Genomic DNA, 24153 nt, shown 5'->3' with positions numbered 1-24153 from the left:
CTATTCTAACTGATCGATTTCCGAGGATACTAATGAGACGTTTGTTGCTGGCATCATTATTAGCACTTTCTACCAGTCTGACTGGTTCTCTGGCCCTGGCCGAAGAACGCGGCGAGATTCGCCCCAATACTGAAGTCGTCATCCACGAGAAAAAAGACAAGGTGATCTACGAGTACAGCACCAACGGCTTTATCTACGCCTATAAAGTTGTACCCAAGGTTGGCGGTAAACCCGGCAAGCCCTATTACCTGATAGCGGCCGACAACGAGGGTAACTTTTTCCGTACTGATGATGTCGGCGCCCTGACCCCTAACCGTATTGCTATTCCATCCTGGAAAATTATCGAGTGGTAGGACGGGTACATTCAGCGATGGTAGCAATCAGCTGCCGCTGGTGTTGAAAATATCCCGTTGCATTCGGCTCGATATCCCCGGCCAACGGATCCAGTTGAGCAACCTGTACCTCCAACCCGGTTACCAGTCGGTTCAACATAGCCGACTGAAACTGGGGCTCGGTAAACAGGCAGCTTTCACCGGCAGCCAGTAAACGCTCACGCACAGAAACCAGGTGACGAGTACCAGGTTGCATCTCCGGGCTCAGGGTAATTGCCCCTTCGACCTGAATGCCATAAAACGCCTCCAACCCCTGATAGGCATCATGGAAGACAAAGATTTCTCGCTGGGCTGGTACCTGTAGTAGCAAGCGGTTTTCTGCCACCAGATTATCCAATCCCTGCTCAAAGCGCTCCAAATTCTCTTGGTATGTTTGAGCAAATGCAGGATCTGCTGCGACCAGAACTCGCGTCATCTGCACCGCGATTTCACGGCCCTCGTCAGGGTTCAACCACAGGTGAAGATCCGTCCCTTCCTCGTGATCATGCTCATGGTTATGCCCATGATGATCATCGTGGTCATCATGGGCCTGCGATTCACCTGCATCGACAAATTGTTGCACCCGGATGCCATCCGTTCGGTTCGATAACAGCTTTTGCAAGTAGGGCTCCATCGCCGGACCAATCCAGAACACGACTTGGGCGTCTGCCAAGCGCTTCAGGTCCGAGGGCCGAAGGCTGTAACCATGAGGCGAGGCACCGACCGGGACCAGCAACTCAGGTTGACTGACGCCATCGGTGATCGCTGCAGCGATCAGCTGCAAGGGTTTAATCGATGTCATCACCTTGACCGGTTGGATATCGGCCTGGGCGGACATAGACAGGCACAACAGCAATGCACCCAGCGAGCTGCACAAAAATCGCATCATTTTCAGATAAGCCTTCGGTAAAATAGAGGGGGATGTCGATAAAAGAGATGTTATATAATAACAAATGTATTTTTCGCGGAACAAGCCGATTATGACCCTTTCCTCCGACAATCAGTCCGATGCCTTCCTGGGTTGCGCTCCCCACAACCACCAGCATTGCATCGATGACGCCCTGCGTACCGCACGGGAACAGTGCATCCAGAGTGGGGCCCGGTTAACCCCGCTGCGAGAACGGGTGCTTGAGCTGGTCTGGCAGAGCCATGAACCCCTAGGGGCCTATCAGATTCTGGAGAGCCTGACCCGTGAAGACGGTCGCCGTTCCGCGCCGCCGACGGTGTATCGCGCCCTGGAGTTTTTACTCGAGCAAGGCCTGGTCCACCGGATTGCATCCCTGAACGCCTTTATTGGTTGCCCATTTCCCGGTAAGGCCCATGAAGGCTATTTTATGATTTGCTCTCACTGCTCCGTGGCTATCGAAATTCAAGCCGATACCCTGCAAGCCCAGTTGCATCAACTGGGCGAAGCGCATGGCTTCCAGATTGAGCAATCGGTGGTCGAGGTCTCTGGCTGTTGCTCCGCTTGTCGCCAGGCAGGTATAGCTGAATGAGTTCAGCATTACTTAAGGTCCGCGATATCTGTTTCAGTCGCCAGCAAAGGCGATTACTGGATCGGGTTAGCTTCGACCTTCATCCCGGGGAAATCATGACTCTGATTGGCCCCAACGGCGCGGGTAAAACCACCTTGGTGCGGATCATTCTCGGTTTGATCAAGGCCGATAGTGGTCACTGTGAGCGCCAGTCCCGGTTGCGCATCGGTTATATGCCGCAGAAGATACACATTGAACCAACCTTTCCATTAACCGTTGAGGGTTTTCTTAAACTCAACGGTAAACCCAGTCAGGATCAGCTTGACGCCGCCCTTCATCGAGTCGACATCTCGCAGCTGGCCCGGCAACGTTTGCAAAAACTGTCCGGAGGGGAGATGCAACGGGTGCTGCTTGCCAGAGCCTTGCTGCAAAAGCCGCAACTACTGGTACTCGATGAGCCCGTGCAGGGCGTGGACATCAATGGCCAACGTGAACTCTACAACCTGATTCGCTCCATACGCGATGAACAGGGCTGCGCGGTTTTAATGATCTCCCACGACCTTCACCTGGTGATGGCTGCGACCGATCACGTAATCTGCCTCAATCATCATGTTTGCTGTTCAGGCCACCCTGATCAGGTCAGCAATCACCCCGCTTACCTCGAGCTGTTTGGTGATAATCAGCAAGAATTTGCCGTCTACACCCACCATCATGACCACAACCATAATATCGATGGCAAGGTGGTTCCCTGCGGAGAAGAGCATGTTTGATTTTCTCATCTATGCTCTGCTGGCCGGTATTGGGGTCGCCATCGTCGCAGGTCCCCTGGGCTCCTTTATCGTTTGGCGCCGCATGGCGTATTTTGGCGATACCCTCGCACATTCCGCCTTACTGGGCGTCAGCCTGGGTTTTCTGCTCGATCTGCCCTTAAATCTGGCGGTTGTGGTCTGCTGCTTGCTACTGGCTCTGTTGCTGGTCAGCCTGCAACGCCGGAGATTGATTGCCACCGATACCTTGCTCGGCATCCTGGCCCACAGCACATTATCTCTGGGCCTGGTGGCCGTCAGTTTTATGGACAACGTTCGCATCGACCTGATGGGGTACCTGTTTGGAGACTTGCTGGCTGTCGGCCCCCAGGACCTGTTATGGATCTATCTGGGGGGGGCCTGCGTAGTTCTGACCCTGGTTCTTCTTTGGCGTCCCTTGCTGGCGATTACGGTCCATGAAGAACTGGCTCAGGTAGAAGGACTACCAGTTGACTGGATTCGCCTGGCTCTGATGCTCCTCATTGCCCTGGTGATCGCCGTGGCCATGAAGATTGTTGGCGTGCTACTGATCACCTCTTTGATGATCATTCCTGCCGCAGCCGCACAAAGAATCTCAACATCCCCGGAACAGATGGCAATCCGTGCTAGCCTTATTGGGGTAATCGCCGTCAGCTTGGGGTTGGCTTTTTCCTATCTTGCCGATTCACCGACAGGGCCCTCCGTTGTGGTTTGTGCGGCAGCGCTTTTTCTGGTGACCTTGGTGTTGCCATATCCCAGAGCGGTAGAGTAAGTTAAACCTTGATCGCATAACGACAAAAGAAAAATGCCTTTTCGATTCTATTTACCATTAATCATTGTTCTGGGTTTTCTCGCTGGCTGTGCTCAACGCGCCGCGTCACCGCCCCCGGAAAAACCAGATTTGACTGCTGCTCAGGCAGCGCAAGAGCGCCAGCAATGGCTGGTCGAGCAAATCAAACAAGACATCAGGGATAACCGGTTAACGACACCGCAAGAAAACAATGCCATGCAAAAGCTGGCCTTGCTAAGCGATCCCGCCGAGCAACAACGTTACCGCCGTAAAATCGCCCATCGCTATGTGCAGTTAGCCGAGCGGGAGCTGGATCGAAACAACTATATCCAGGCCAGCAGCTATGCCATAAAAGCCGAAGAGATTGCCGACAATGCCGACGGCCTGAAACAGGTTCGCCAGCGCATCCAAAGCTATCGTGAGCAAGCCGCGGCTGTTCCTATCCCGGCTCAGATCCCCCCCCCTAAGAGTGTCGAGTCACTGGCCGATAAGGACGTACTGGAAACCCTCTACCTGGATCAGTCTGAGGTAGCGGAGCGCAAATTTGAGCTTCGTTATCGCATTGATCTTGTGATCGAGAAAACCGTCAAGCGAAACGCCCTGTTGGAGATGTCCAGCCAAAATGAGCAAGACGCCCGCTGGCTTGGTTCAGTGCTTCGCTCACGAATTCGATTGAGCCACCCTCATTTTGACCTGGTGCTGTTCTCCACCATAAACACCGATCAGGAACCCCGCTTTCGTCTTTATGAGCGTACACCCTGACTACCTCATTTAACGCGGTGCCCAATGGATTGCAAAGCCAATCCCTGAGCAAGGCTGGATCTCACCCTGCCAGGCCCTGGCTTGTACTGGGTGTTCTGGCTCTGGCCGGTGCCGGGCTTTTTTCTTTATTACTGGTGCTGTCCCGCACGCCGGTTATCGGTGCCTGGTTTCCCTGGGCCGATTTCTTTCGCACCGCGTTGGTGGTTCATGTCAATCTGTCGGTACTGATCTGGTTTCTCAGCTTCAGCGCCTTGTTATGGAGCCTGGATACCGCACCAGGCCAGAAAGGTATAACCCGAACCAGCCAATGCCTGGCCTATGCCGGCACAGGGATTATAGTGCTGGCGCCTTTCTTAGGCGCTGCCGATCCCCTTTTGAACAATTATGTACCCGTACTGCAGCACCCGTTGTTTTATAGCGGTTTAGTGTTATTCGCCGCGGGCGTTGGTTTACAAGCCCTGCAGCGATTGTTCTCGGCTAATAAGGGCTATTTGGGTTCGTTGACCACCGCCGTGCGTTTGTCATCCCTGATGGTGCTGGCCACCCTGCTGGTATTGGCCTTTACCTGGTCACAACTGCCCATGACAGGCCCGGCCGAAAGCTATTTTGAATTTTTATTCTGGGGGCCCGGTCATCTGCTCCAGTTCAGTCATACCCTGGTGATGTTGCTGGCCTGGATCGCCCTGGCCGGTAGCGGGGCAATCGTCCAGCTACGAGGTCAACGATGGCTCAATACACTGGCGAGTCTTGTGCTAATACCCGCCCTGTTAGCCCTGCCTATTCTTTGGCAATTCGAGGCCTCATCCATCGACTCTCGTCTTGGTTTTACCGAGCTAATGCGTTTCGGCGGCCTTAGTTCTATCCCGTTGGCGCTCTTCGCCCTATGGCAATGGCGGGTAGCAGGTTCTGAGGCCAGTATCGGACACCGGGCCCTGATCTGTTCACTCCTTTTGTTCGCCAGTGGCGGCGTATTGGGTTTTATGATCGAAGGGATTAACGTGGTTATACCCGCCCATTATCACGGTTCAATTGTGGGTGTGACTCTCGCCTTTATGGGTTTTAGCTACTACTTGCTGCCTCACCTGGGGTTCGCTACTCCCTCCGCACAGTGGGCACGCTGGCAGTTGACCATCTACGCCAGCGGTCAGTTAATGCATATCATAGGCCTGGCCTGGTCAGGCGGGTATGGTGTGCAGCGGAAAACCGCCGGCGCCGCCCAGGGACTGGATCAACTCCCCGAGATTGCCGGCATGGCCTTAATGGGGGCCGGTGGCCTGGTATCCATTATCGGCGGTTTGCTTTACCTGATTGTCATGCTCAGGGCTATGCGGCGCTAAACAGCACCCCCATATAATGATCCAGCAATAGGGCAGCAAATAACATACTCAAATAGAAGATCGAGTAGCCAAAGGTTTTCATCGCCAGCTCGTCCGTATCGCTTCGGTACAGTGCCCAGGCCTGCCAGATAAATCCAACACCCAATACCAACGCCGCAGCAAGATACAACAAACCGCTCATCTGCATGGCAAAGGGCAACAGGGTCACCGCGAGCAGCATCCAGGTATAGATCAGGATATTGAGCTTGGTAAATGGAATACCGTGGGTGACCGGCAACATAGGCAGTCCTGCTCGGGCGTAATCATCGCGACGCCGAATAGCCAATGCCCAAAAGTGAGGCGGAGTCCAGGTAAAAATAATCAGGAACAGCAGGAACGCCTGAGTGTTGACCTCACCGGTAATAGCTGCCCAACCCAGCACTGGCGGTGCGGCTCCGGCAATCCCGCCCAGGACAATGTTATGCGGTGTGCGGCGCTTCAAATACACGGTATAGATCACTGCGTAGCCAATGATGGACAGGAAACTCAACACCGCCGTCAATACGTTAACCCAGACACTGAGCACCACCATCGATACCACTGCCAGGGCGATCGCGAAAATCAGTGCCTGAAGGGAGCTGATCTCTCCCTGCGGCAATGGTCGCCCCTGAGTTCGCTCCATCACCGCATCAATACGCTGATCAAACCAGTGGTTGATCGCCGCACCACTGGCTGCTGCCAATGCAATGCCAATGCTCCCCAGAATAAACAGATCCATCGGAATGGCACCAGGGGTCGATAGCAGCATACCGACCACCGCAGTGAACAGTATCAGCGCTACGACCTTGGGTTTGCACAGTTCAAAATAGCGACGCCAAAGGCTAGGGGCATCGCTGATCATTACGGTCTCGGACATGACCACCTCTCTTTTTATATTTTCTTTTTATTATTAGATCTCACCGTCAATGGCGAGTAGTCAGCTGATAGTTCAACTTTACAACTATCAACAATAGTAGTGCAGCTCCACCATTATGTGCCACCGCGATGAGCGTGGGCAGGTGTAATAATACGTTGCTAATGCCCAGGCCAACTTGCAACAGCAACAATACCAGTAGCCAGGCCCCGGCAGTGCGCAGGGCACTGTCGGTTCGTCGCCTTAAAAGCATCAAACCCAATAGCCCCAGAGTTAAAAACGTCACCAGAGCACCGATACGATGGCTAAGATGTACCGTTACCGCCGCTTGATTCGAAAGCCGCCCCCCCTCGTAGTTGACTCCCACCTCACGCCATAGGGTAAAGGCTTCTTTAAAATCGGTTGGCGGCCACCACTGCCCCTGGCACAGGGGGAAATCGGGGCAATGAAGTGCAGCATAGTTGGTGCTGGTCCAGCCGCCGAGAGCTATTTGACAGAACAGCAGCAGCAAGCCTAACCGAGCCAGGGGTTTTAACCTTTCGCGTCGCCAACCGCGGCTACGACTGAACAACTGTTTGGTATCTCGCTGTCTTAGATAAGCGAGCCATAGCAAAGCCAGAGTCAACATTCCCATTAACAGATGCAGGGTGACCACCGCCGGCTTTAATAATAGTGTGACGGTCCACATACCCAACATACCCTGAAAAATCACCAGTGCAACCAGCAGAAAAGGTAAGCGCAACTGTTGTCGCCCCTGACCTCTGTGTCTCCATGCCTGTATCGCTATCCATACAATAACCAGACCCAGCGCAGACGCCAGATAGCGATGCGCCATCTCCTTCCAGGCTTTACCTGATTCCAGTGGGCGGTCCGGGTAAGCGCTGTTCGCGGCTTCTATCTGCATCTGGGTTTTGGGGACGACAAGTTGACCATAACAACCCGGCCAATCAGGACAACCCAGCCCGGCATCGGATAACCGTACGTAGGCGCCAAGGGTAATCACCGAAAAGGCCAGTATTACGGCCAACAGCATTAATCCGGCCGACGCTCCCTGGCGACCCTGAATGCTATCCAATGGCCGATACCTTCAACAGTTTGAGCAGATCTTTAACAATATCTTTGGGGTTGGTTGTCGCCTCATAACCAAGAATCACATCGCCGCGTGGATCGACAATAAAAATACTGTTCTCGATGCTGTTCAACTGCGATTCCAGAGATTTCTTCAGGCGTTGTAGTGAAACCTGCTCGCTTGAGGACAGCTGCAGACCTGGCCAACGCTCCAGCTCTTGCCGGTATTCCTGTTGGACAGTAGGTGAAATGATCAGCAAGCGAGCAACACGTCCTTGCTCGACACCCGTTGCTCGCCTTATCTGGCGCATATGAAATAGGGTTTTGGCGCAGGCCTCATTACAGACTTTGGTGGAAAAGGTGAGTAATACCCACTTTTTGTTGAGTTGTTGCTGCCCTATAGATTGGCCTTTCAGATCATGGACAGAATCGATCGCCAGATGCGGGGACGGATTCAATAGTACACCATGATTATTGGTTCCAAGCTCGGGCATTTCGCCGCTGTAAAACCACCAGAGGCCCACAATATAGGGCAAGCCGAATAACACTAACATCGCCGGTATAACCCAGTATCCTCGGCGAGCAGGTTTGGCTGCGCTTTCAGTATTCATTCAGAAGGGCGCCTCTTTTTTATTGTTAATGATAAGTATGCTGCAACAGAAAAGAGGGCAAATACAAGCCAATGCAAAAAGTATCCATAGTGCATACCAATTTTTGCGTTAAATGGCGCCCATTGCCGTTGGTAGCCGTCGGCTACCTTCGGGTCCAGTTGTAGCACCCAGGAGATAACCGGTTGATTGAGTTGTAACGCCAGATAGTTCAGATCAATATATTGCCAAAGCCCATCAACGTACAGATCCGGGCGCTCCATATCTGCACCAATAACCGGCCTCGATTTTGGCGGCATCAAGCGCCCAAAAACGGTTACCTCTCCCAATGGCGTCACTACCGACGGTAATTGATTACGGTTTGGACCAACGGCAATCCAGCCAAGATTGACCAAAATAATTTCGCCACTGTTACTCAGCTTAAAGGGGCTGATCGCATAGAAGCCGGCTTTTCCATCGTTCACAACATTGTCCAGCAAAAACGCTTGCTCGTTCAGATACCGCCCCCTTAACTCAACCGGTAAATAGGCCGTGGGGTCAATATTTTCAAAGGAGGAAATCTCTACTGGTGCCGCCGAAATATATGCGTCTATCTTTTTCTGCAATTGCTCTTTTTCCTGCGCGCGCTCCCACTGCCACACCGCAAGCCCGACAAAAAAGCTAACCATCAGCAAGAACGCCAGGCTTAGCCACCAGGAAAACTGAAAGTGGTAACGCTCACTCAACATCAGGAAAAAGCCAAGGAGATTTTTGACAGCGATAGTCAGCCTGCATCAATTTCGGGTAACCTAGAAGAAAAAAGCGCGTAGAAAACGCCGAAGGAGTTTCCACTATGTGGTTTAAAGTCTTGATCGCTCTGAACATACTGCTGATTATTGTGAGCCTGGCCAGTGGGCTTTTCTTCCTATCCAAAGACAGCAGTGAAAAAACCCGTGTAGTGAAGTCCCTGACGGTACGAGTTGTATTATCGGTTTCCCTGATCCTGCTTCTGATTATTGGTTATTACACCGGGGCTATTCAACCCAATGCGGTTATGTAATAACTCGTATGTTTATAACCAGTAGACAAAAACATACAGTCCCAACCAGACAAAATCGACAAAGTGCCAATACCAGGCCACACCTTCGAAACCAAAATGTTCCTTGGGCGTAAAATGGCCTTTTATGCAGCGGATCAAAATCACAATCAACATGATCGTGCCCATGGTGACATGTAAACCATGAAAGCCGGTCAACATATAGAAAGTTGAACCATAGACTCCTGCATTGAGTGTCAAACCCAGTGCTTCATAAGCATGAATATACTCGTAAGCCTGAAACCCTAAAAAGATAATACCGAGCAGCACAGTTACCGCCAAACCGGTCACTAGATGACCACGCTGATTCGCTTTCAACCCCCAATGTGCCCATGTAATAGTGGCACCACTGGTCAACAGAATGATGGTATTGATCAAGGGAATGCCAAGCGGTCCCATCGCTTCACGGGCTGGCACATAGGATGATTCGTCCGGTAACTGAAGCAGGGGCCACACATCCTTGAAGCCTTCCCATAAAAGATGCGATGACGCCAGATGACCTTCACCGGCTAATGAGGGAATGGCTATCGTTCGGATATAAAACAGAGAACCAAAAAATGCGGCAAAGAAAAAAACCTCCGAAGCAATAAACCAGCCCATGGCCTGCCGGAAGGAAACACTCACCTGATCGTTATAGCTACCAGAAACGCTTTCTCGAATGACATCCCCAAACCAGCCAATAAACAGATAGATCAATATTGCCAAACCGACAAATGAGATCGTAGAACCCGCACCCACATCATTGACCGCCAACACCACACCGAACAACGTTGTAAATACACCGACCGCTCCAATGATCGGCCAACGACTGGGCTCGGGTACATAGTAGTGCTGATTGCCTGTTGCCATGCCAATTTCCTCTCGTTAACTGCCTGACGGCTGCTCTATCAATGCGGTTGCGTTTTTGAGTTGACTGCGATCGGTGTCCATTAAGGTATAGGAGAGGGTAATCACTTGATACTCCTCCGGTATATTTGCATCCACACTAAAGCGTAATCGCATTTTTTTGGTTTCACCGGCCATAAGCGGTTGTTGGCTAAAACAAAAGCATTCGACCTTTTTCAAATATTCATTCGCTTGCCAGGGTGTCACACTGGGTATCGACTGGGTAACCACATCAACACCACTTTGATTGGTGATCTGGTAATCCATATCCATCACCTCTCCCGGCACTACTTTCATTCTCCGTGTCAGGGGTTTTAGCTCGAACGGCGCACCTGCATTCACCGTGGCATCAAACTCCATCGTCACAAGACGATCTATTGCAACAGGCTGCTGGGACAACTCCTCCAGCGAAACCCGGTTACCAATGGAATCCAGATTATTAATCCCCAAGGCACCACAAATAAGCTGATACAGCGGCACCAACGCAAAACCAAACCCAAACATTCCCACCACCAGTGCCGACAACAGTGTCGCAGTGCGTAGGCGAGGATTGTTGAGTATTTTTTGCATCTTTTCTCCGCTAACTCGACGCCGATGCAATCATCAGCATCAGGGTAGTCACCGTTAATGCCAGGGCAAAGACACCTAATATCAGCGCCAGTACGACATTATTGCGTCGCACTTTTTCATCGGGTTGCCAGTGAGCCATCTACTTGACCTCGGGCGGTGTTTCAAAGCTGTGGAACGGAGGTGGCGAACTTAATGTCCACTCGAGTCCCGGGGTTCCTACCTGAGCGCCTTCCCATGGCATATCACCGGCTTTCTCGCCACCCCGAATGGTTTTAATAATGATGTACAGAAACAACAGATGTGACAGGCCGAAGATAAAGGCACCAACACTTGAGATCATATTAAAATCGGCAAACTGATGGCTGTAATCAATGATGCGCCGGGGCATGCCTGCCAAACCGGAGAAGTGTTGTGGGAAAAATGTCAGATTGAATCCGATTGTGGTCCACCAGAAGAACAGCTTGCCCAGTTTCTCGTCGTACATATTGCCGGTCCACTTGGGTAACCAATAGAACACGCCTGCGTAGAGCCCAAACAGTGCCCCGGGTATCAAGGCATAATGAAAATGAGCCACAACAAAATAGGTGTCGTGATACTGCATGTCAGCAGGCACTACAGCCAACATCAACCCGGTTACCCCGGCAAATGAAAACATAACGATGATGGCAATTGCGAACAGCATGGGCGTTTCAAAAGTGAGCGACCCTCGCCACATGGTAAAAATAAAATTAAAGATCATCAGCCCAACCGGAATTGAAATCAGGATTGTGCCGATCATAAAGTACGTGGTTACGGCTAATGACATGCCAATTGTGTATTGATGATGCGCCCATACCACCAAGCCCAACAGGGTCAGTATGATCATAAAAATAACCAGGGGCTTATAACCAAACAGCGGCTTGCGCGAAAACGTTGGAACAATCATTCCCAACACCCCTATAGAGGGCAGTAGCAGGACATAAACTTCCGGGTGGCCAAAAAACCAGAACAGGTGTTGAAACAGCACCGGGTCGCCACCGCCTGCGGCATCAAAAAAACTGGTGCCGAAATGACGATCGAACAATAACATGGTAACGCCACCCGCCAGCACTGGCATAACCAGCACCAACAGGAACGCCGTTAGCAACCAGGCCCAGACAAAGATCGGCATCTTCATCAAGGTCATGCCAGGAGCCCGCATATTCAAGATAGTTGTAATAATATTTATGGACGCCAAAATCGATGAAATACCCAGAATATGGAGGGTAAAAATCGCCAAATCCATCGACATACCGGCCTGAATCGATAGGGGAGGGTACAGTGTCCAACCCGTATTTACGGGGCCGCCTGTACCAAAATAAGGGGCCAGCATCGACATAATCAACATAATGCCGCCAGCAGGTAACAGCCAGAAACTCAGATTATTTAACCGCGGCAGGGCCATGTCCGGCGCGCCTATCTGCAGGGGAATCATCCAGTTTGCCATGCCCGCTGCTGCCGGCATAACCAGACCGAAGACCATGATCAGCGCATGATTCGTTACCAGATTGTTATAAAGATCAGGATTCAGGATCTGCAGACCAGGCATAAACAGTTCTGCCCGAATTACCATCGCCATCCCGCCGCCGAGGAACAACATGACCAGCGAAAAAATCAGGTACATGGTGCCAATATCTTTGTGGTTGGTACTGAACAACCAACGCTTGATGCCCGTCGGGGCGTGGTCGTGATGGGTATCCTGATCCAGAGCTACAGTGGTCATTTTATTATCCTCTAACGCGCCGCTTTGATGGCAGCGGGTTGCACCAGATCACCTGAGTCATTACCCCAGGCGTTTCTTTCGTACGTTACGACGGCCGCGATTTCCAAATCATTCAGCTGGCTACCCCAGGCCGACATCGCTGTTCCTGCTTTACCATTCAGGACAATATCGATATGTGCCGAGACATCACCCAGCGCAATCGCGCTGCCTTTCAACGCGGGGAATACGGGCGGTGTTCCTGTACCTTCAATTTGGTGACAGGCAGCGCACGTTCGGTTGTATACACTTTCGCCTCGAGCCATCAACTCGGCCTTGGACCACTCTTTCTCTGCTGTAGCCTCGGCCAGTTGTGTCGCTTTCTGCTGTTTTTTATCCGCAACCCATTGCGCAAACTCCTGCTCGCTTACCGCCTTTACAACAATCGGCATATAGGCATGGCGTGTACCGCAAAGTTCAGCACATTGGCCATAATAGGTGCCTTCCTGTTCGATAATGGTCCAGGTTTCATTAATGTATCCGGGGATAGAATCTTTTTTCGGTGCCACCGCTGGCACCCACCAGTTGTGCAGTACGTCGCTGGCAGTATGCAAGAAACGGATCCGCTGATGGGTCGGCAATACCACCGGATTATCAACTTCCCGTAAATATCCTGGACTCGATAAATCCTCATTATTCAGATTACTGACAAAGCTAATGTCTTGATCCAGGTATTCGTAGGTCCACTTCCACTGGGAACCTATAACCTTGAGTGTGAGGTCCGCCTCTTCATAGGCTTCCACATTTTTCAGGGTTTTGGCCCCAGGTCCTGCAATACTCAGGTCGATGCCGAGCACGATGATGGGCACTAGAATCCAGCCCCAGGTACCAAAGCGACTATCGTTAAAATCCTGATCCGCTTCGCTGCCCTGTGATTTACGGAAACGATAGATGGTAAAACCTACCAAGCCAATCACCGCTACCATGATAATGGTGGAGACCAGTGTGGTGAGCATATGCAGATCGAATATCTCGGCGGTAAGCGGAGAAACGGGCTCTGGAAGGTTCATCTTTAATTCAGCCGACGCATCGAGCGCCAACCCTCCTATGCCTGCACTCAAAGAACGCCAGCGCCACTGTGCCAGGTTGGGCATCATCACCTCATCTCTTAATGTCCGTTTACACGAGGTGTAGCCAGTCGCACTACCTCGGCAATTTTGAGACCGTTGCTTTTCTTATTCTTGTTGATGACGGTTCCATAACAGCACCCGTTCCTCGAGCAACAACCTGAAATAGAACCATTACGCACAAATCAGTATAGGTACAGGTTTTCTTGCATTGCAAAGAAATGGCTGAATTTCACGACGAAGGCACGCTATAAGACCGAAATTGTCGCCTTTTCCGATTTTTTATCACTCTTTCTCCACCGTTTAATCTCTCATTTATTTAATACCGCGTCGCCTTATTCCTCCCCGTTTCCCGTGAATGATGAACAATGAGCAAATAGCCGATTCGTCTAAACAAGCGCCTTTGCGTTTTTTAGCTATCGTCTACAATCAACTCTATAAATGTCAGCAACAGAGTATTGCTGATATCAAAAAGGTGGTGCCTGAACAGTTTTGAGTAAATAATGGTGTCCAAGGAGTTGCTGTTTCAGCATCTAGACTTATTAGCTTCGCAGCTTGGCTTTATTCGATTTTCGTATGCCAATGTTGCCAGTCATTCGGTGGCTTTTGATTCTGCATTAGGCTCACCGAGGGGAATCAGTATGAGTGCAGACGCGATACGAGAACTCATTGCCAATGCGTTACAACAAGAACATCAACATCAACACCTTGCCGCTCACCTTAACTCTCTGAAAAATGGACTCCACCCACTTTTAGGCCTTGATCGCCCAACCGCAAATACAAAGCTGCTCGAATTTTCTATTCAGTACATTAATTATGTGCCTGAATTTATTGAAGTTGTCGATGATAGCGTACGTAAGTCCGGCGTTAATGAACTGATCAGTCCTTTCCTGAGCATCGTTTCCGAATACTTTCTGTCACCTTCGCCCGCCATCAATGGCCACGCCGGCCTCATTGGCCTGCTGGATGAAGCCTATTTGGGGCATCGACTTTTTGAGGAAGTGAATGATATTTTCTGGAGCCGTGGGGGCTTTCCCCTAATTCCACTCGATACCAGTCAGGCCAATGTAATTGCTCACGCCATTGTTGGCGAACCCTTTGCCAACGAACTCGACAGCCTGGTCGAGCATGCGGTATCAGGCCTTGGTCGTCGATTCGAAGCCCTGGAGCAGGGCGGTTTAGGGCGCTTCATTAAAGAACACGCCCAACACTGGAAGCAGGGAGAACAACAATGGCCATGTCTGGCCGGCGAGATGGGTTTGGACTTTAAATTACGCCAACACTACCTGAAAGCGATTTAACTCTGATTTTTTTTTGTGGATGCCGGAAACGAAACCAGCCGAAGCGGTTGCAATTCTGCATCCGCTTCTTGCTTGGGAATCACGCGAGTGGGTATTTCGGATACCGTCAAACTGTCCTGTGAATCCGTAAATCCACACGACACACACTCACGTTTTTCCGGCTTACCCCCTTCTTGAATCACCACCAGGCGGTCCATTTTATTACAGGATGGGCAAACGGCACCGGCGATAAATCGTTTTTTAATGGCCACTCGTTACTCCACAATACCGCTATGACGCAAAAGCGCATCAATACTGGGCTCACGTCCCCGGAACCTCTTAAACAGTTCCATCGGCTCTTCAGAACCGCCTCGTTGCAATATGCATTGCAAAAAGCGCTGGCCAGTTTGCTTATTAAAGATGCCTTCTTCCTCAAAGCTGGAGAAAGCATCCGCCGACAATACTTCTGCCCACTTATAACTGTAATAACCCGCGGCATAGCCACCCGCAAAAATATGGCTAAAGCTATGCTGGAAGCGATTGAATACCGGCGGTTCGATCACGGAAACCTCGTTGCGAACCTTATTGATCGTCGACTGAACATCCAAGCCCCGGTCATAGTCCTGGTGGATTAAAAAATCAAACAGGGAAAACTCCAATTGCCGAACCATCATCATACCCGACTGAAAATTTCTTGCGGCCAGCAGTTTATTGAGCATTTCTGCCGGCAAAGGCTCACCCGATTCATAATGTCCCGAAATCAGCGCCAGACCCTCGGTTTCCCAGCACCAGTTCTCCATAAACTGGCTGGGCAATTCTACCGCATCCCAAGGCACACCATTGATGCCAGAGACTCCAGCGTAGTCAATTCGGGTTAACAGATGGTGCAAGCCATGGCCGAATTCGTGGAACAATGTGGTTACTTCGTCGTGGGTCAGCAGCGCGGGCTTGTCACCGACCGGGCCATTAAAGTTACATACCAGATAAGCCACGGGAAGCTGTATTCCTTCGCTGAGTTGCCGGCGCACTCTGCACTCATCCATCCAGGCCCCGCCACGCTTGTTTTCCCGCGCGTAAAGGTCCAGGTAGAAGCGTCCGATGACCCCATTCTGATCACTCACTTCGTAGAATCGGACATCGGAATGCCAGCTAGCCACACCTTCTTTTTGTGATATTTCAATGCCGTATAACCGCTTGACCACTTCGAACATTCCAGAAATAACACGTTCAGCTGGAAAATAAGGCCGCAACTCTTCCTGCGATATGGCGAACGTATGCTGCTTTAGCTTTTCACCGAAGTAGGTGATATCCCAGGCTTCGAGTTCATCCTGTGCGTGCTCCTGTTTGGCAAATACCTGTAATTCCTGCAGCTCACGCTCGGCAACGGGTTTACTGCGTGCGGCTAAATCCCGCAAAAAACCGGTAATTTGCTCAGGGTCTTCGCCCATTTTGGTCGCCAGGGATAATTCCGCGTAGTTGGCAAAGCCCAACAACTTGGCCAATTCGAAGCGTAATGCCAGAATCTCGTCGATCAAGGCGCTATTGTCCCATTGCCCGGCATGGGGACCTTGATCGGACGCTCGGGTAGAAAACGCGGTATAGACTTCGCGCCGCAGCTCGCGATTATCACAGTACATCATGACCGGCAGGTAGGATGGAAATTCGAGGGTTAACAGATAACCGTCCTGGCCTTTGGCTTGCGCCGCCTGCCTAGCTGCCTGTAAAGCAGAGTCTGGCATTCCGGCCAGCTCCTGCTCAGTCACAACCAGTTTGGACCAAGCCTGGGTAGCATCCAGGACGTTCTCAGAGAACTTACTGGTCAGCTCCGATAGCCGCTTTTTCAACTCCCCGTAACGCTGTTGCTGCTCCGGTTCCAGCGCAATACCCGACAGACGAAAATCGCGCAGGGCATTATTGACCACTTTCTGCTGGGCTATGTCCAGGTCTTTAAACCCTACACTGTCGGCAAGCTTTTTATAGGCCTGATAGAGATCAGGATTCTGGCCCATTTCGGTGGCATACTCAGACAGCAACGGCAAGCAAGCGTTATAGGCATCACGTAATTCCGGGGAATTAACCACCGCATTCATGTGGCTCACCGGGGACCAGGCCTGGTTTAAGCGATCATCAATACCATCCAGGGGTGCAACCAGACTATTCCAGTCAGCCGCCTCTTCCGTTTCCGCCTGCGTGGCGAGCAACGCCCTGATCTCGTTACGGCTCTCCTCCAGCAATTGCCGAATCGCGGGCTCGACATGGCCAGGCTCGATTTGGTCAAAGGGGGGGAGATTATTGGTCTGCATCAAGGGGTTGCTCATGTAAGATTCCTGTTCACTAAAACTCAGCTTGGGTTCGGGTTAGAATCTGCGCAGCCCATGGGTTGAAGGCGCAGCCTGGTTGTTAATCAAGACACCCGGTTCAGGGCTGCCTGTTTCACGCATCGGTTTTATTCCTGCAGAACTCATACAATGGGTTTCTCAACCACTGTTTTCAATAGGGGTTCTACTAATGAGCCAATCAATTCGTTCATTTAACGCGCTTACGCCCCAACTCGGGTCTCAGGTTTTTGTTGATCCTTCCGCCGTCGTTCTGGGTGACGTGGCTCTGGGAGACGACTGCTCGGTATGGCCAATGGTCGTTATCCGCGGGGATATGCACCGTATTCGCATCGGCCAACGTTGCAGCATTCAGGACGGTTCCGTACTCCATATCACCCACGCTGGGCCCTACGATCCGGATGGCTTTCCGTTAACGCTGGGCAACGATGTCACGGTCGGGCATCAGGCCACACTTCACGGCTGCACAATCGGGGATGAAGTTCTGATTGGTATGGGTGCTATGGTAATGGACGGTGCAGTGGTGGAATCACAAGTTGTACTGGGTGCTGGAAGCCTGGTTCCCCCTGGCAAGCGGCTGCAGAGTGGTTATCTCTATGTGGGTCGCCCGGCCAAAGCCATTCGCCCATTAACCAACAAAGAACTCAGCTACTTTACTTACACCGCATCGAACTACGTCAAACTCAAAAACGATCACATTGAGCAAAACTACGTTTAACAACATTGGCACCGGATCGGTTAACCCGGCGCCAAAGCTGCTTAAGGCATCAGTACCAGTCGAGTATCGGTACGGGACAGCGCCTTCACGGATTTGCCTTCGTTACCAATGCCACGCAGGATGCGAACCCCATCATCAACCACCGCCATCAGGCGATCGAGGTTCTCGGCTTCTACGTAAAAGATGGTGTCCTGGGCACCGAGCACGGTATGAGCACAGATGATTTCCGGATTTTTGGATAACAACCGTTCGCTAATATCCAGAGCACTGGCAATATTGATATCGGCAAAAATCCAGGCCGCGGTTTTTTCCGGGTGCCCATGCAAATCGGCTGACAGATGTTTGCCATGACACTCCAGGGAGAGGCAGGTTTGAGTATGAGAAATGGGGTTAAATTTGGCTTCAATCAACGCGGAGGCCTTTTGGGTAATGACTTCTCGCATCGCTTCCAGACTTTCCGCCTCACCGTAGCAGATCAGATCCGTCGGCCCGATCAGGCAGTGGACCAGCACGATCTCGTCGATTTTAAGCAACTCTTCACGAATTTTGTGAACGTCGTTATCACCGGCATCAACCAGAATAAAAAAACCCAGTTTGGAATCCACAGCCCTGCTCCTGTCGTCTGTAACAAGTCAAAATGGCAAGCCGAAACGGCCCACCTATCGAGTCTCTAACTGCCGTTCATAATAGCAGGAAGGGCATCGAAGATATTGTCTTTTATCAAGTCTCTGGGGCGAGGGATTGCCTTTTACGCTTCAAGCGCAGAGGGTTAATTCCCCGCCAATTCCGTCCGCAAGACTTGCAGAACGGGTTGAGTATCAGGACGCACTCCGCGCCAGCAAAAGAAAGCCTCAGCCGCCTGTTCTACCAACATGCCCAGACCATCGATGCAAGCCTTAGCCCCCTGTCTTTCGGCCCAGAGATTAAATGCCGTAGGCTCTGCTCCATACATCATGTCATAACAGGTCGTTTGTCTGGTTACCAACCCCTTGGGTAAAGGCGGTACATCCCCCTGCAAGCTTGCCGATGTGGCGTTGATAATGACATCGAAAGGACCAGACAGCTGATCATATGGAAGGGCCTCTATAGCACCCTTACCAGTGAACATCTTTTGCAACTCTTGTGCTCGGGCCTGAGTTCGATTGGCAATCACCAACTCGACAGGCTTTTCGGCCAACAGGGGTTGAATAACCCCACGAGCCGCACCGCCAGCCCCCAGTAGCAATAGCCTTTTACCCGTCAGGGCTACCTTCTGGTTCTTGACCAGATCGGTAACCAGCCCGGCACCATCGGTGTTGTCGCCGACCAGTTCACCCGCCTGATTGATCCACAGGGTATTAACCGCCCCCGCCAGTCGCGCTCGTTCACTCAGCTGCTGTGCTTGTAGCCAGGCTTCCTGCTTGAATGGAACGGTAATATTTAGGCCTTTGCCTTGGATAAAAAAATCCTGAACTGCGCTCGAAAAGTGACCCTCTTCGACCTGTTGTTTAGAATATTCCAGGTCCTGTCCGGTTTGTCGGGCAAACAGGCTGTGTATTTGTGGAGACTTGCTGTGGCCAATGGGGTTGCCCATGACGGCATAACGATCGACCTTGCTCATGACACTCCCTTCAACCAATCCCGGGGTTTCAGGTAGTCTGCAATCTCGGCTTCCCGGCTGCCCGCTTCCGGAGCCCAGTTATAGTCCCAGCGAACCTGGGGTGGCAACGACATCAAAATGGATTCAGTCCGCCCGCCGGATTGCAACCCAAACAATGTGCCTCGATCGAACACCAGATTGAACTCCACATAACGCCCACGCCGGTAGCACTGAAACTCTTTTTGCTCTGGCGTAAACTCAAGGTTTCGACGGCGCTCCACGATGGGTACATAAGCCGGTAAATAAGCATCTCCGACGGCTTGCATCAAGGCAAAACTCTGCTCGAAATCCTGTTCATTATAATCATCAAAAAACAGCCCACCCACACCGCGATGCTCATCCCTGTGACGCAGGTAAAAGTACTCGTCGCACTGCTGCTTGAAGCGGCTATAGATCTCATCACCAAATGGCTGACAGGCATCGCGTGCCACCCTGTGCCAGTGAACACAATCCTCCTGGAAAGGGTAGTAGGGGGTCAGGTCAAAGCCGCCACCAAACCACCATACCGGCTCCATCCCCGGTTTTTCGGCGATAAAAAATCGCACATTGGCGTGGCTGGTTGGGACAAAGGGGTTATTGGGATGCATCACCAACGATACCCCCATGGCCTGAAAACCGGCCCCGGCTAATTCGGGTCGCTGAACCGTGGCAGATGGTGGTAACTGGTCGCCAAAGACATGGGAAAAATTGACCCCGCCTTTTTCAAACAGCGCTCCTTCACCAATAACCCGGGTTCGGCCGCCACCGCCAGCATCGCGTTGCCAGCTGTCCTCAACGAAACGCGCCTTACTCTCTAGCGCCTGCAGTTGATCGCAAATACGATCCTGCAGATCTATCAGATATTGCTTTACCTGCTCAATTCGATCGGCACTGCTCACCCGATACTCCTTTATTGTTATCTCAAGCGGGACGAAGCTCGCGCCCGGTCGCCAATTCTCTGATTCGTGAAGGTCCCGTCTGCCCACCTAAAGCACCGGGAACAATGGCCCCCAACTCGTCAGCAAAGGCCTTGTGAACCTGCCAAATCTGCCGCATGGCGGGTTGTCCCGCCCGGTTGGCAGAGGTCGACACCAGAGGTCCGCCAAAGGCTTCGCAAAGCGCTGCCACTACCGGGTGCGCACTAACGCGAACCGCTACCGTCTGATGCTCTCCCTTAACCCACCAGGGAACCCATTGCTCGGAATCCTCAACCACCCAGGTGTTGGGCCCCGGCCAGCTCTCCAGCAATTGCTGCAACTGTGATTGCGATAAGGATTGTAACAGTGGACTCAGTTGCGTGATGGATGATGCGACCAAAATCAAACCTTTTTGCCAGGGCCGCTGCTTGATATCAAGCACCTTGGCAACCGCATCCCGATTCCAGGGATCACATCCCAGGCCCCACACACCCTCGGTGGGATAGGCAATGGCTTCTCCCACCATTAATGCTTCCAGTGCCGGGACCAAGCGCCAGCGCATCAAACAACTCCCGCTCGGATAGAGGCGTTTGCTGTCATTACCCACACAGTGCCATCACAAACTCTGGAGTCCGGCGCTAGCGGGATAAGGAAATTGCTCATGAAAGCGTCTCGATTGCGGCCCATATAAAGTGGCCGAAAACTAACTCAGTCCCTAGCCAGTTGCAAGCCTGCAGCACTAATAGCAGCGTTCGTAGCCTCCGGGTACCCTGCGTACCCATCCGGCCACTTCCAGGCGTTGTAAAATCAACATCAGTTCGGTCACAGGTTTTGCACTGCGGACGACCAGAAGGTCCAGGCAACAGCTTTGTCCATCGAGTAAACCCAGCACCTGCTGCTCGTCCCCACCAAGCGTGGTGCTATCCGGTGCTTCCTCAGTCATCGATTGAGCCACCGCCGAGGGCAATATTTGCGGGGCCAAAACAGCAATGATCCCTTCGCTGTTATCAACCAGGGTCGCCCCTTCTCGAATAAGCTGATGGCAACCTGCGCTAAGGCTATTACGGATAGAGCCAGGAATAGCAAACACCTCCCTATTCTGTTCCATTGCCAGCCGGGCGGTAATCAAGGTGCCGCTTTTTAACCCTGCCTCAACCACTAATATGCCTCGGCTTAATCCACTGATCACGCGGTTACGGCGAGGGAAGTTTCCCGCCCGTGGCTCTAATCCTAAACAGAATTCAGATATCAGAGCGCCGCCGGTATCCACCAATTCCGCAGCCAACTGGCTATTTTCGGCCGGGTAGCAACGGTCGATTCCTGTTCCCAGTACCGCCAGAGTAGGGGCCTGGGCCTTGAGGGCACCACGATGAGCCTGGGTGTCTATGCCTCGAGCCAGACCACTGGTCATGGTCAAGCCATAAAGGGACAGTTGATAGGCAAACTCAAAGGCGATTTCGGCCCCCTGATAAGAGCATTGCCGTGATCCTACAACCGCAATCTGTGGCGATAGTAAGGCCTCCACTTGACCTCTGACATAGAGCAGCGGCGGTGGATCGGGCAATTGCCTGAGTAATTCCGGGTAAGCATCATCTTCCAGACACAACACATGGTTGCCAGGCTCGTTCAGCCATTGTCGAGTGCGTTCCAGTTGACGGCAGCCATATTGCCAAAAATCACCTCGCTGCTGATGCCATTCCTTCAGAGCCCGAGCGGTGGCAGCTGGCAAGCCGGGTACAGTGTTCATTCTTGAATGATCAAGCAGGGCTGATGGATGCTCAATTACCCGGAGCAACTGTTGGCTCCGTATCGGGCCTAATTGAGGCAAAAGATGCAATAACAGCCAGGGAACCAAACGTTCCCAGGGTTCAGACAGGGTATCCATCGATCGTCCTTGATCTTTGAACAGGCATTAAAAAAGGCTGCCGAAGCAGCCTTTTTAGTGTAGCCCCTATCAGGGGTTTTCCAACTGGTCGCCGACCAGCAATGGTTCGGTCGTCTCCAGCACGATGCCGAAGCTGACCTTTTCGAAGGTTTTGAAGATCATCAGCAAACCAACACGATGGGCTGGCATGGTCACCTGCTCTTTGCGCTTTTCATCGATCACCGTAAGCTTACGGTTAATGGCTAAAATATTGCCGGGCTTGAGACCTTCACGGTCGCCACGATTGACCAGCACATTATCAAATTGGCCAATCTGGCTGATGCCACCCGCTACCCCAACAATTTCGCCGTCGATAGCGGCTTCGGGAGCACTGGGATAGAAGGTAGAATCGATTCGACGCTCTTCACTTTCCAGCAGTCGATCTCCGGCACGAATCTCGGATTCACTTCGGGTCACGAGCAAGGTCGCTATCTCACCTCGAATCTGTTTGACGTCCGCAGCGCCCAGATCAACCGCCATCACCCCCAGGGCTTCCTTGGTCTTGGGGTCAATAATGATGTCGCCTTGACGGTAGATGCCATAAGCCGGGGCATTGCTGTCGAAGTTGCCTCGAGCATAAATAGTGTCATCAACGCCGCTGACCACTCTTTCCTGGGCTGCGGTGACAATATAGGGCGCTCCGGTCAAAACTTCAGCGCTGGCAACAACGCGGCTACGTTTCAACAGGCTGTTGATTTTATCCAGGGGAATCGCAGGAATCACCGAGTCGATGGGCGTAGAGCGAACCTTGGGGCCCAACTTTATGGTACGGCTGGCTTCTCCGCGAGAAGTAACCGTCAGTCGAGGCTTACCATCAATGTACACCAGGCTGATAACATCACCTGGATAGATCAAGTGTGGATTTTCAATTTGGGGGTTGGCGTGCCAGATCTCGGGCCACAACCAGGGGGAATTCAGGAAGCTGTTGGAGATGTCCCATAACGTGTCGCCCTTGACGACCTCATAGGTATCCGGATGTCCGTTCTTCATCGGACCGTCAGCGGCGATCGCAGACCAGCTCATCAGGCAGAGCAGGGCAGCCCCTAGCAGCGATTTCCTCATGATATATCTTCCCTATATGGTGTCTTTCTGACGCGCAACAATCGTTTATTTAGTAGCGGACTATAGCCCAAGCAGCTGATTTTTGCAGTGAAATAGCCGCGACTCAGGTCACAGACCCAAACATTAATCCCATATTGTTCATAATCTTAGCAGCACATCTTACCTTATTACTACAACAAACTGGTCTTTTTATACTCAAAGCCGCTAAAGCCATACCGACAATTGTCAACGGCCCGGCATGGGCATAAAATTGCAGCCTTATCAGCCTCGGTGCTGGCGCTCGATGCGCTTCGCCATTACAAGAGAACGACCAGACATTCCCATGGCACTACTCGATATCCTCGAATTTCCCGACCCTCGTCTTCGTACCAAAGCCAAACCGGTGCAAACCGTCGATGCCAGCATCACCCAATTGGCCAACGATATGCTCGAAACCATGTACGAGGCACCAGGCATCGGTCTTGCGGCCACCCAGATCAATGTTCACCAACGGGTTATTGTGGTCGACGTCAGTGAAGACAAGAGCGCACCACACGTTTTTATTAACCCGGTTATTAATGCGATCGGCGATGAACTTGAAGAGAGCCAGGAAGGCTGCCTGTCCGTACCCGGCTATTATGAATCTGTTCAACGCCCAGAGCGCATTCGGGTTGAGGCGCTCGATAAGGAAGGTAAGCCTTTTACCCTTGAGTGCGACGGCCTTATGGCCGTATGCATCCAACACGAGGTGGATCATCTTAACGGCAAACTGTTTGTGGATTACCTTTCTCCTCTAAAACGTAACCGCATTCGCAAGAAGCTGGAGAAAAGCCAGCGAGCTAACCGCTAGGGGTTCT

Annotated in this window: 28 protein-coding genes; 10 read left to right on the top strand and 18 right to left on the bottom strand. The window is 51.9% G+C overall.

What is annotated here, in order from left to right:
* The first annotated feature begins 32 nt into the window (after window positions 1-32).
* Window positions 33-353 carry a DUF2782 domain-containing protein gene (locus MIB40_RS01345; RefSeq protein ID WP_249689916.1) on the top strand — a complete coding sequence of 107 codons (321 nt, stop codon included), beginning with the start codon at window positions 33-35 and terminating at the stop codon, window positions 351-353.
* Here MIB40_RS01345 and MIB40_RS01340 read toward each other — a convergent pair.
* Window positions 340-1260 carry a zinc ABC transporter substrate-binding protein gene (locus MIB40_RS01340; RefSeq protein ID WP_249689914.1) on the bottom strand — a complete coding sequence of 307 codons (921 nt, stop codon included), beginning with the start codon at window positions 1258-1260 and terminating at the stop codon, window positions 340-342. The two genes, MIB40_RS01345 and MIB40_RS01340, sit on opposite strands and share 14 nt — an antisense overlap.
* Window positions 1261-1351: 91 nt before the next feature.
* On the opposite strand from MIB40_RS01340, the gene MIB40_RS01335 reads away from it, so the two are divergent.
* The 5 genes from MIB40_RS01335 to MIB40_RS01315 all read left to right on the top strand — a co-directional run bounded on the left by MIB40_RS01335 (window position 1352) and on the right by MIB40_RS01315 (window position 5520).
* A complete protein-coding gene (locus MIB40_RS01335) occupies window positions 1352-1867 on the top strand; it encodes a Fur family transcriptional regulator (protein ID WP_249689912.1) in 516 nt (171 codons plus the stop codon).
* A complete protein-coding gene (gene znuC, locus MIB40_RS01330) occupies window positions 1864-2616 on the top strand; it encodes a zinc ABC transporter ATP-binding protein ZnuC (RefSeq protein WP_249689910.1) in 753 nt (250 codons plus the stop codon). The genes MIB40_RS01335 and znuC overlap by 4 nt, the downstream gene beginning before the upstream one ends.
* The gene (znuB, locus tag MIB40_RS01325; RefSeq protein ID WP_249689908.1) at window positions 2609-3403 is read left to right on the top strand and encodes a zinc ABC transporter permease subunit ZnuB; all 795 of its coding nucleotides are present in this window, start codon (window positions 2609-2611) and stop codon (window positions 3401-3403) included. Before znuC ends, znuB begins: the two co-directional genes overlap by 8 nt.
* A gap of 129 nt (window positions 3404-3532) precedes the next feature.
* Window positions 3533-4183: a hypothetical protein gene (locus tag MIB40_RS01320; RefSeq protein ID WP_249689906.1), complete on the top strand. Its 651-nt coding sequence runs from the start codon at window positions 3533-3535 to the stop codon at window positions 4181-4183.
* A 29-nt stretch (window positions 4184-4212) separates the two neighbouring features.
* Window positions 4213-5520: a cbb3-type cytochrome c oxidase subunit I gene (locus MIB40_RS01315; protein ID WP_249689904.1), complete on the top strand. Its 1308-nt coding sequence runs from the start codon at window positions 4213-4215 to the stop codon at window positions 5518-5520.
* Here the strand turns inward: MIB40_RS01315 and MIB40_RS01310 are convergent.
* From MIB40_RS01310 to MIB40_RS01295, 4 genes are read right to left on the bottom strand one after another with little or no spacing between them, the layout of a single operon-like run.
* Window positions 5507-6415: a heme o synthase gene (locus tag MIB40_RS01310; RefSeq protein ID WP_249689902.1), complete on the bottom strand. Its 909-nt coding sequence runs from the start codon at window positions 6413-6415 to the stop codon at window positions 5507-5509. The genes MIB40_RS01315 and MIB40_RS01310 overlap by 14 nt on opposite strands.
* 46 nt (window positions 6416-6461) lie before the next feature.
* Window positions 6462-7487: a COX15/CtaA family protein gene (locus tag MIB40_RS01305; protein ID WP_249689900.1), complete on the bottom strand. Its 1026-nt coding sequence runs from the start codon at window positions 7485-7487 to the stop codon at window positions 6462-6464.
* Window positions 7480-8091: an SCO family protein gene (locus tag MIB40_RS01300; RefSeq protein WP_249689898.1), complete on the bottom strand. Its 612-nt coding sequence runs from the start codon at window positions 8089-8091 to the stop codon at window positions 7480-7482. The genes MIB40_RS01305 and MIB40_RS01300 overlap by 8 nt, the downstream gene beginning before the upstream one ends.
* Window positions 8088-8756, bottom strand: a complete 669-nt coding sequence (locus MIB40_RS01295; protein WP_249689896.1) for an SURF1 family protein — start codon at window positions 8754-8756, stop codon at window positions 8088-8090. Before MIB40_RS01295 ends, MIB40_RS01300 begins: the two co-directional genes overlap by 4 nt.
* 164 nt (window positions 8757-8920) lie before the next feature.
* Between MIB40_RS01295 and MIB40_RS01290 the strand changes: the two genes are divergently transcribed.
* Complete coding sequence (locus MIB40_RS01290) at window positions 8921-9127, top strand: twin transmembrane helix small protein (RefSeq protein ID WP_249689894.1); 207 nt, start codon at window positions 8921-8923, stop codon at window positions 9125-9127.
* A gap of 12 nt (window positions 9128-9139) precedes the next feature.
* Here MIB40_RS01290 and MIB40_RS01285 read toward each other — a convergent pair whose 3' ends face one another.
* Genes MIB40_RS01285 through coxB form a run of 5 tightly spaced genes read right to left on the bottom strand, consistent with a single transcriptional unit; the run spans window position 9140 to window position 13492 of the window.
* Window positions 9140-10012 carry a cytochrome c oxidase subunit 3 gene (locus MIB40_RS01285; RefSeq protein WP_249689892.1) on the bottom strand — a complete coding sequence of 291 codons (873 nt, stop codon included), beginning with the start codon at window positions 10010-10012 and terminating at the stop codon, window positions 9140-9142.
* Window positions 10013-10027: 15 nt separating this feature from the next.
* Window positions 10028-10618 (bottom strand): cytochrome c oxidase assembly protein, encoded by a 591-nt coding sequence (locus tag MIB40_RS01280; RefSeq protein WP_249689890.1) that lies wholly within the window; start codon window positions 10616-10618, stop codon window positions 10028-10030.
* Window positions 10619-10628: 10 nt separating this feature from the next.
* Complete coding sequence (locus MIB40_RS19555; RefSeq protein WP_264758388.1) at window positions 10629-10757, bottom strand: hypothetical protein; 129 nt, start codon at window positions 10755-10757, stop codon at window positions 10629-10631.
* A complete protein-coding gene (locus tag MIB40_RS01275; protein WP_249689888.1) occupies window positions 10758-12359 on the bottom strand; it encodes a cytochrome c oxidase subunit I in 1602 nt (533 codons plus the stop codon).
* A gap of 11 nt (window positions 12360-12370) precedes the next feature.
* Window positions 12371-13492 (bottom strand): cytochrome c oxidase subunit II, encoded by a 1122-nt coding sequence (coxB, locus tag MIB40_RS01270; protein WP_249689886.1) that lies wholly within the window; start codon window positions 13490-13492, stop codon window positions 12371-12373.
* Window positions 13493-14103: 611 nt separating this feature from the next.
* Between coxB and MIB40_RS01265 the strand changes: the two genes are divergently transcribed.
* Window positions 14104-14763 carry a hypothetical protein gene (locus MIB40_RS01265; protein ID WP_249689884.1) on the top strand — a complete coding sequence of 220 codons (660 nt, stop codon included), beginning with the start codon at window positions 14104-14106 and terminating at the stop codon, window positions 14761-14763.
* On the opposite strand, the gene MIB40_RS01260 is transcribed toward MIB40_RS01265, so the two are convergent.
* Window positions 14760-15014, bottom strand: coding sequence for a YheV family putative zinc ribbon protein (locus MIB40_RS01260; protein WP_249689882.1), 255 nt, complete (start codon window positions 15012-15014; stop codon window positions 14760-14762). The two genes, MIB40_RS01265 and MIB40_RS01260, sit on opposite strands and share 4 nt — an antisense overlap.
* Before the next feature lie 3 nt (window positions 15015-15017).
* Window positions 15018-17060, bottom strand: coding sequence for an oligopeptidase A (gene prlC / locus MIB40_RS01255; protein WP_249689881.1), 2043 nt, complete (start codon window positions 17058-17060; stop codon window positions 15018-15020).
* 190 nt (window positions 17061-17250) lie between these two features.
* Between prlC and MIB40_RS01250 the strand changes: the two genes are divergently transcribed.
* Entirely contained in the window at window positions 17251-17796 is a 546-nt protein-coding gene (locus MIB40_RS01250; RefSeq protein WP_249689879.1) for a gamma carbonic anhydrase family protein, read from the top strand.
* Between the two features lie 41 nt (window positions 17797-17837).
* Here MIB40_RS01250 and MIB40_RS01245 read toward each other — a convergent pair whose 3' ends face one another.
* The 6 genes from MIB40_RS01245 to MIB40_RS01220 all read right to left on the bottom strand — a co-directional run bounded on the left by MIB40_RS01245 (window position 17838) and on the right by MIB40_RS01220 (window position 23317).
* Entirely contained in the window at window positions 17838-18401 is a 564-nt protein-coding gene (locus tag MIB40_RS01245; RefSeq protein ID WP_249689877.1) for an Lrp/AsnC ligand binding domain-containing protein, read from the bottom strand.
* 164 nt (window positions 18402-18565) lie between these two features.
* On the bottom strand, window positions 18566-19396 hold the full coding sequence (gene aroE / locus MIB40_RS01240) for a shikimate dehydrogenase (protein ID WP_249689875.1): 831 nt from the start codon (window positions 19394-19396) through the stop codon (window positions 18566-18568).
* Window positions 19393-20313, bottom strand: a complete 921-nt coding sequence (hemF, locus tag MIB40_RS01235; RefSeq protein ID WP_249689874.1) for an oxygen-dependent coproporphyrinogen oxidase — start codon at window positions 20311-20313, stop codon at window positions 19393-19395. The genes aroE and hemF overlap by 4 nt, the downstream gene beginning before the upstream one ends.
* Window positions 20314-20335: 22 nt before the next feature.
* Window positions 20336-20893 carry an L-threonylcarbamoyladenylate synthase gene (locus tag MIB40_RS01230; RefSeq protein WP_249689872.1) on the bottom strand — a complete coding sequence of 186 codons (558 nt, stop codon included), beginning with the start codon at window positions 20891-20893 and terminating at the stop codon, window positions 20336-20338.
* Window positions 20894-21070: 177 nt separating this feature from the next.
* On the bottom strand, window positions 21071-22216 hold the full coding sequence (gene dprA, locus MIB40_RS01225; RefSeq protein ID WP_249689870.1) for a DNA-processing protein DprA: 1146 nt from the start codon (window positions 22214-22216) through the stop codon (window positions 21071-21073).
* Between the two features lie 69 nt (window positions 22217-22285).
* The gene (locus MIB40_RS01220; protein ID WP_249689868.1) at window positions 22286-23317 is read right to left on the bottom strand and encodes a LysM peptidoglycan-binding domain-containing protein; all 1032 of its coding nucleotides are present in this window, start codon (window positions 23315-23317) and stop codon (window positions 22286-22288) included.
* A gap of 322 nt (window positions 23318-23639) precedes the next feature.
* Between MIB40_RS01220 and def the strand changes: the two genes are divergently transcribed.
* Window positions 23640-24146: a peptide deformylase gene (def, locus tag MIB40_RS01215; RefSeq protein WP_249689866.1), complete on the top strand. Its 507-nt coding sequence runs from the start codon at window positions 23640-23642 to the stop codon at window positions 24144-24146.
* Window positions 24147-24153 lie beyond the last annotated feature (7 nt).

Origin of the sequence: Aestuariirhabdus haliotis (assembly GCF_023509475.1) — a bacterium.
In the GTDB taxonomy this organism is placed as follows: domain Bacteria; phylum Pseudomonadota; class Gammaproteobacteria; order Pseudomonadales; family Aestuariirhabdaceae; genus Aestuariirhabdus; species Aestuariirhabdus haliotis.
This window is presented reverse-complemented; position numbering and strand designations above follow the sequence as displayed.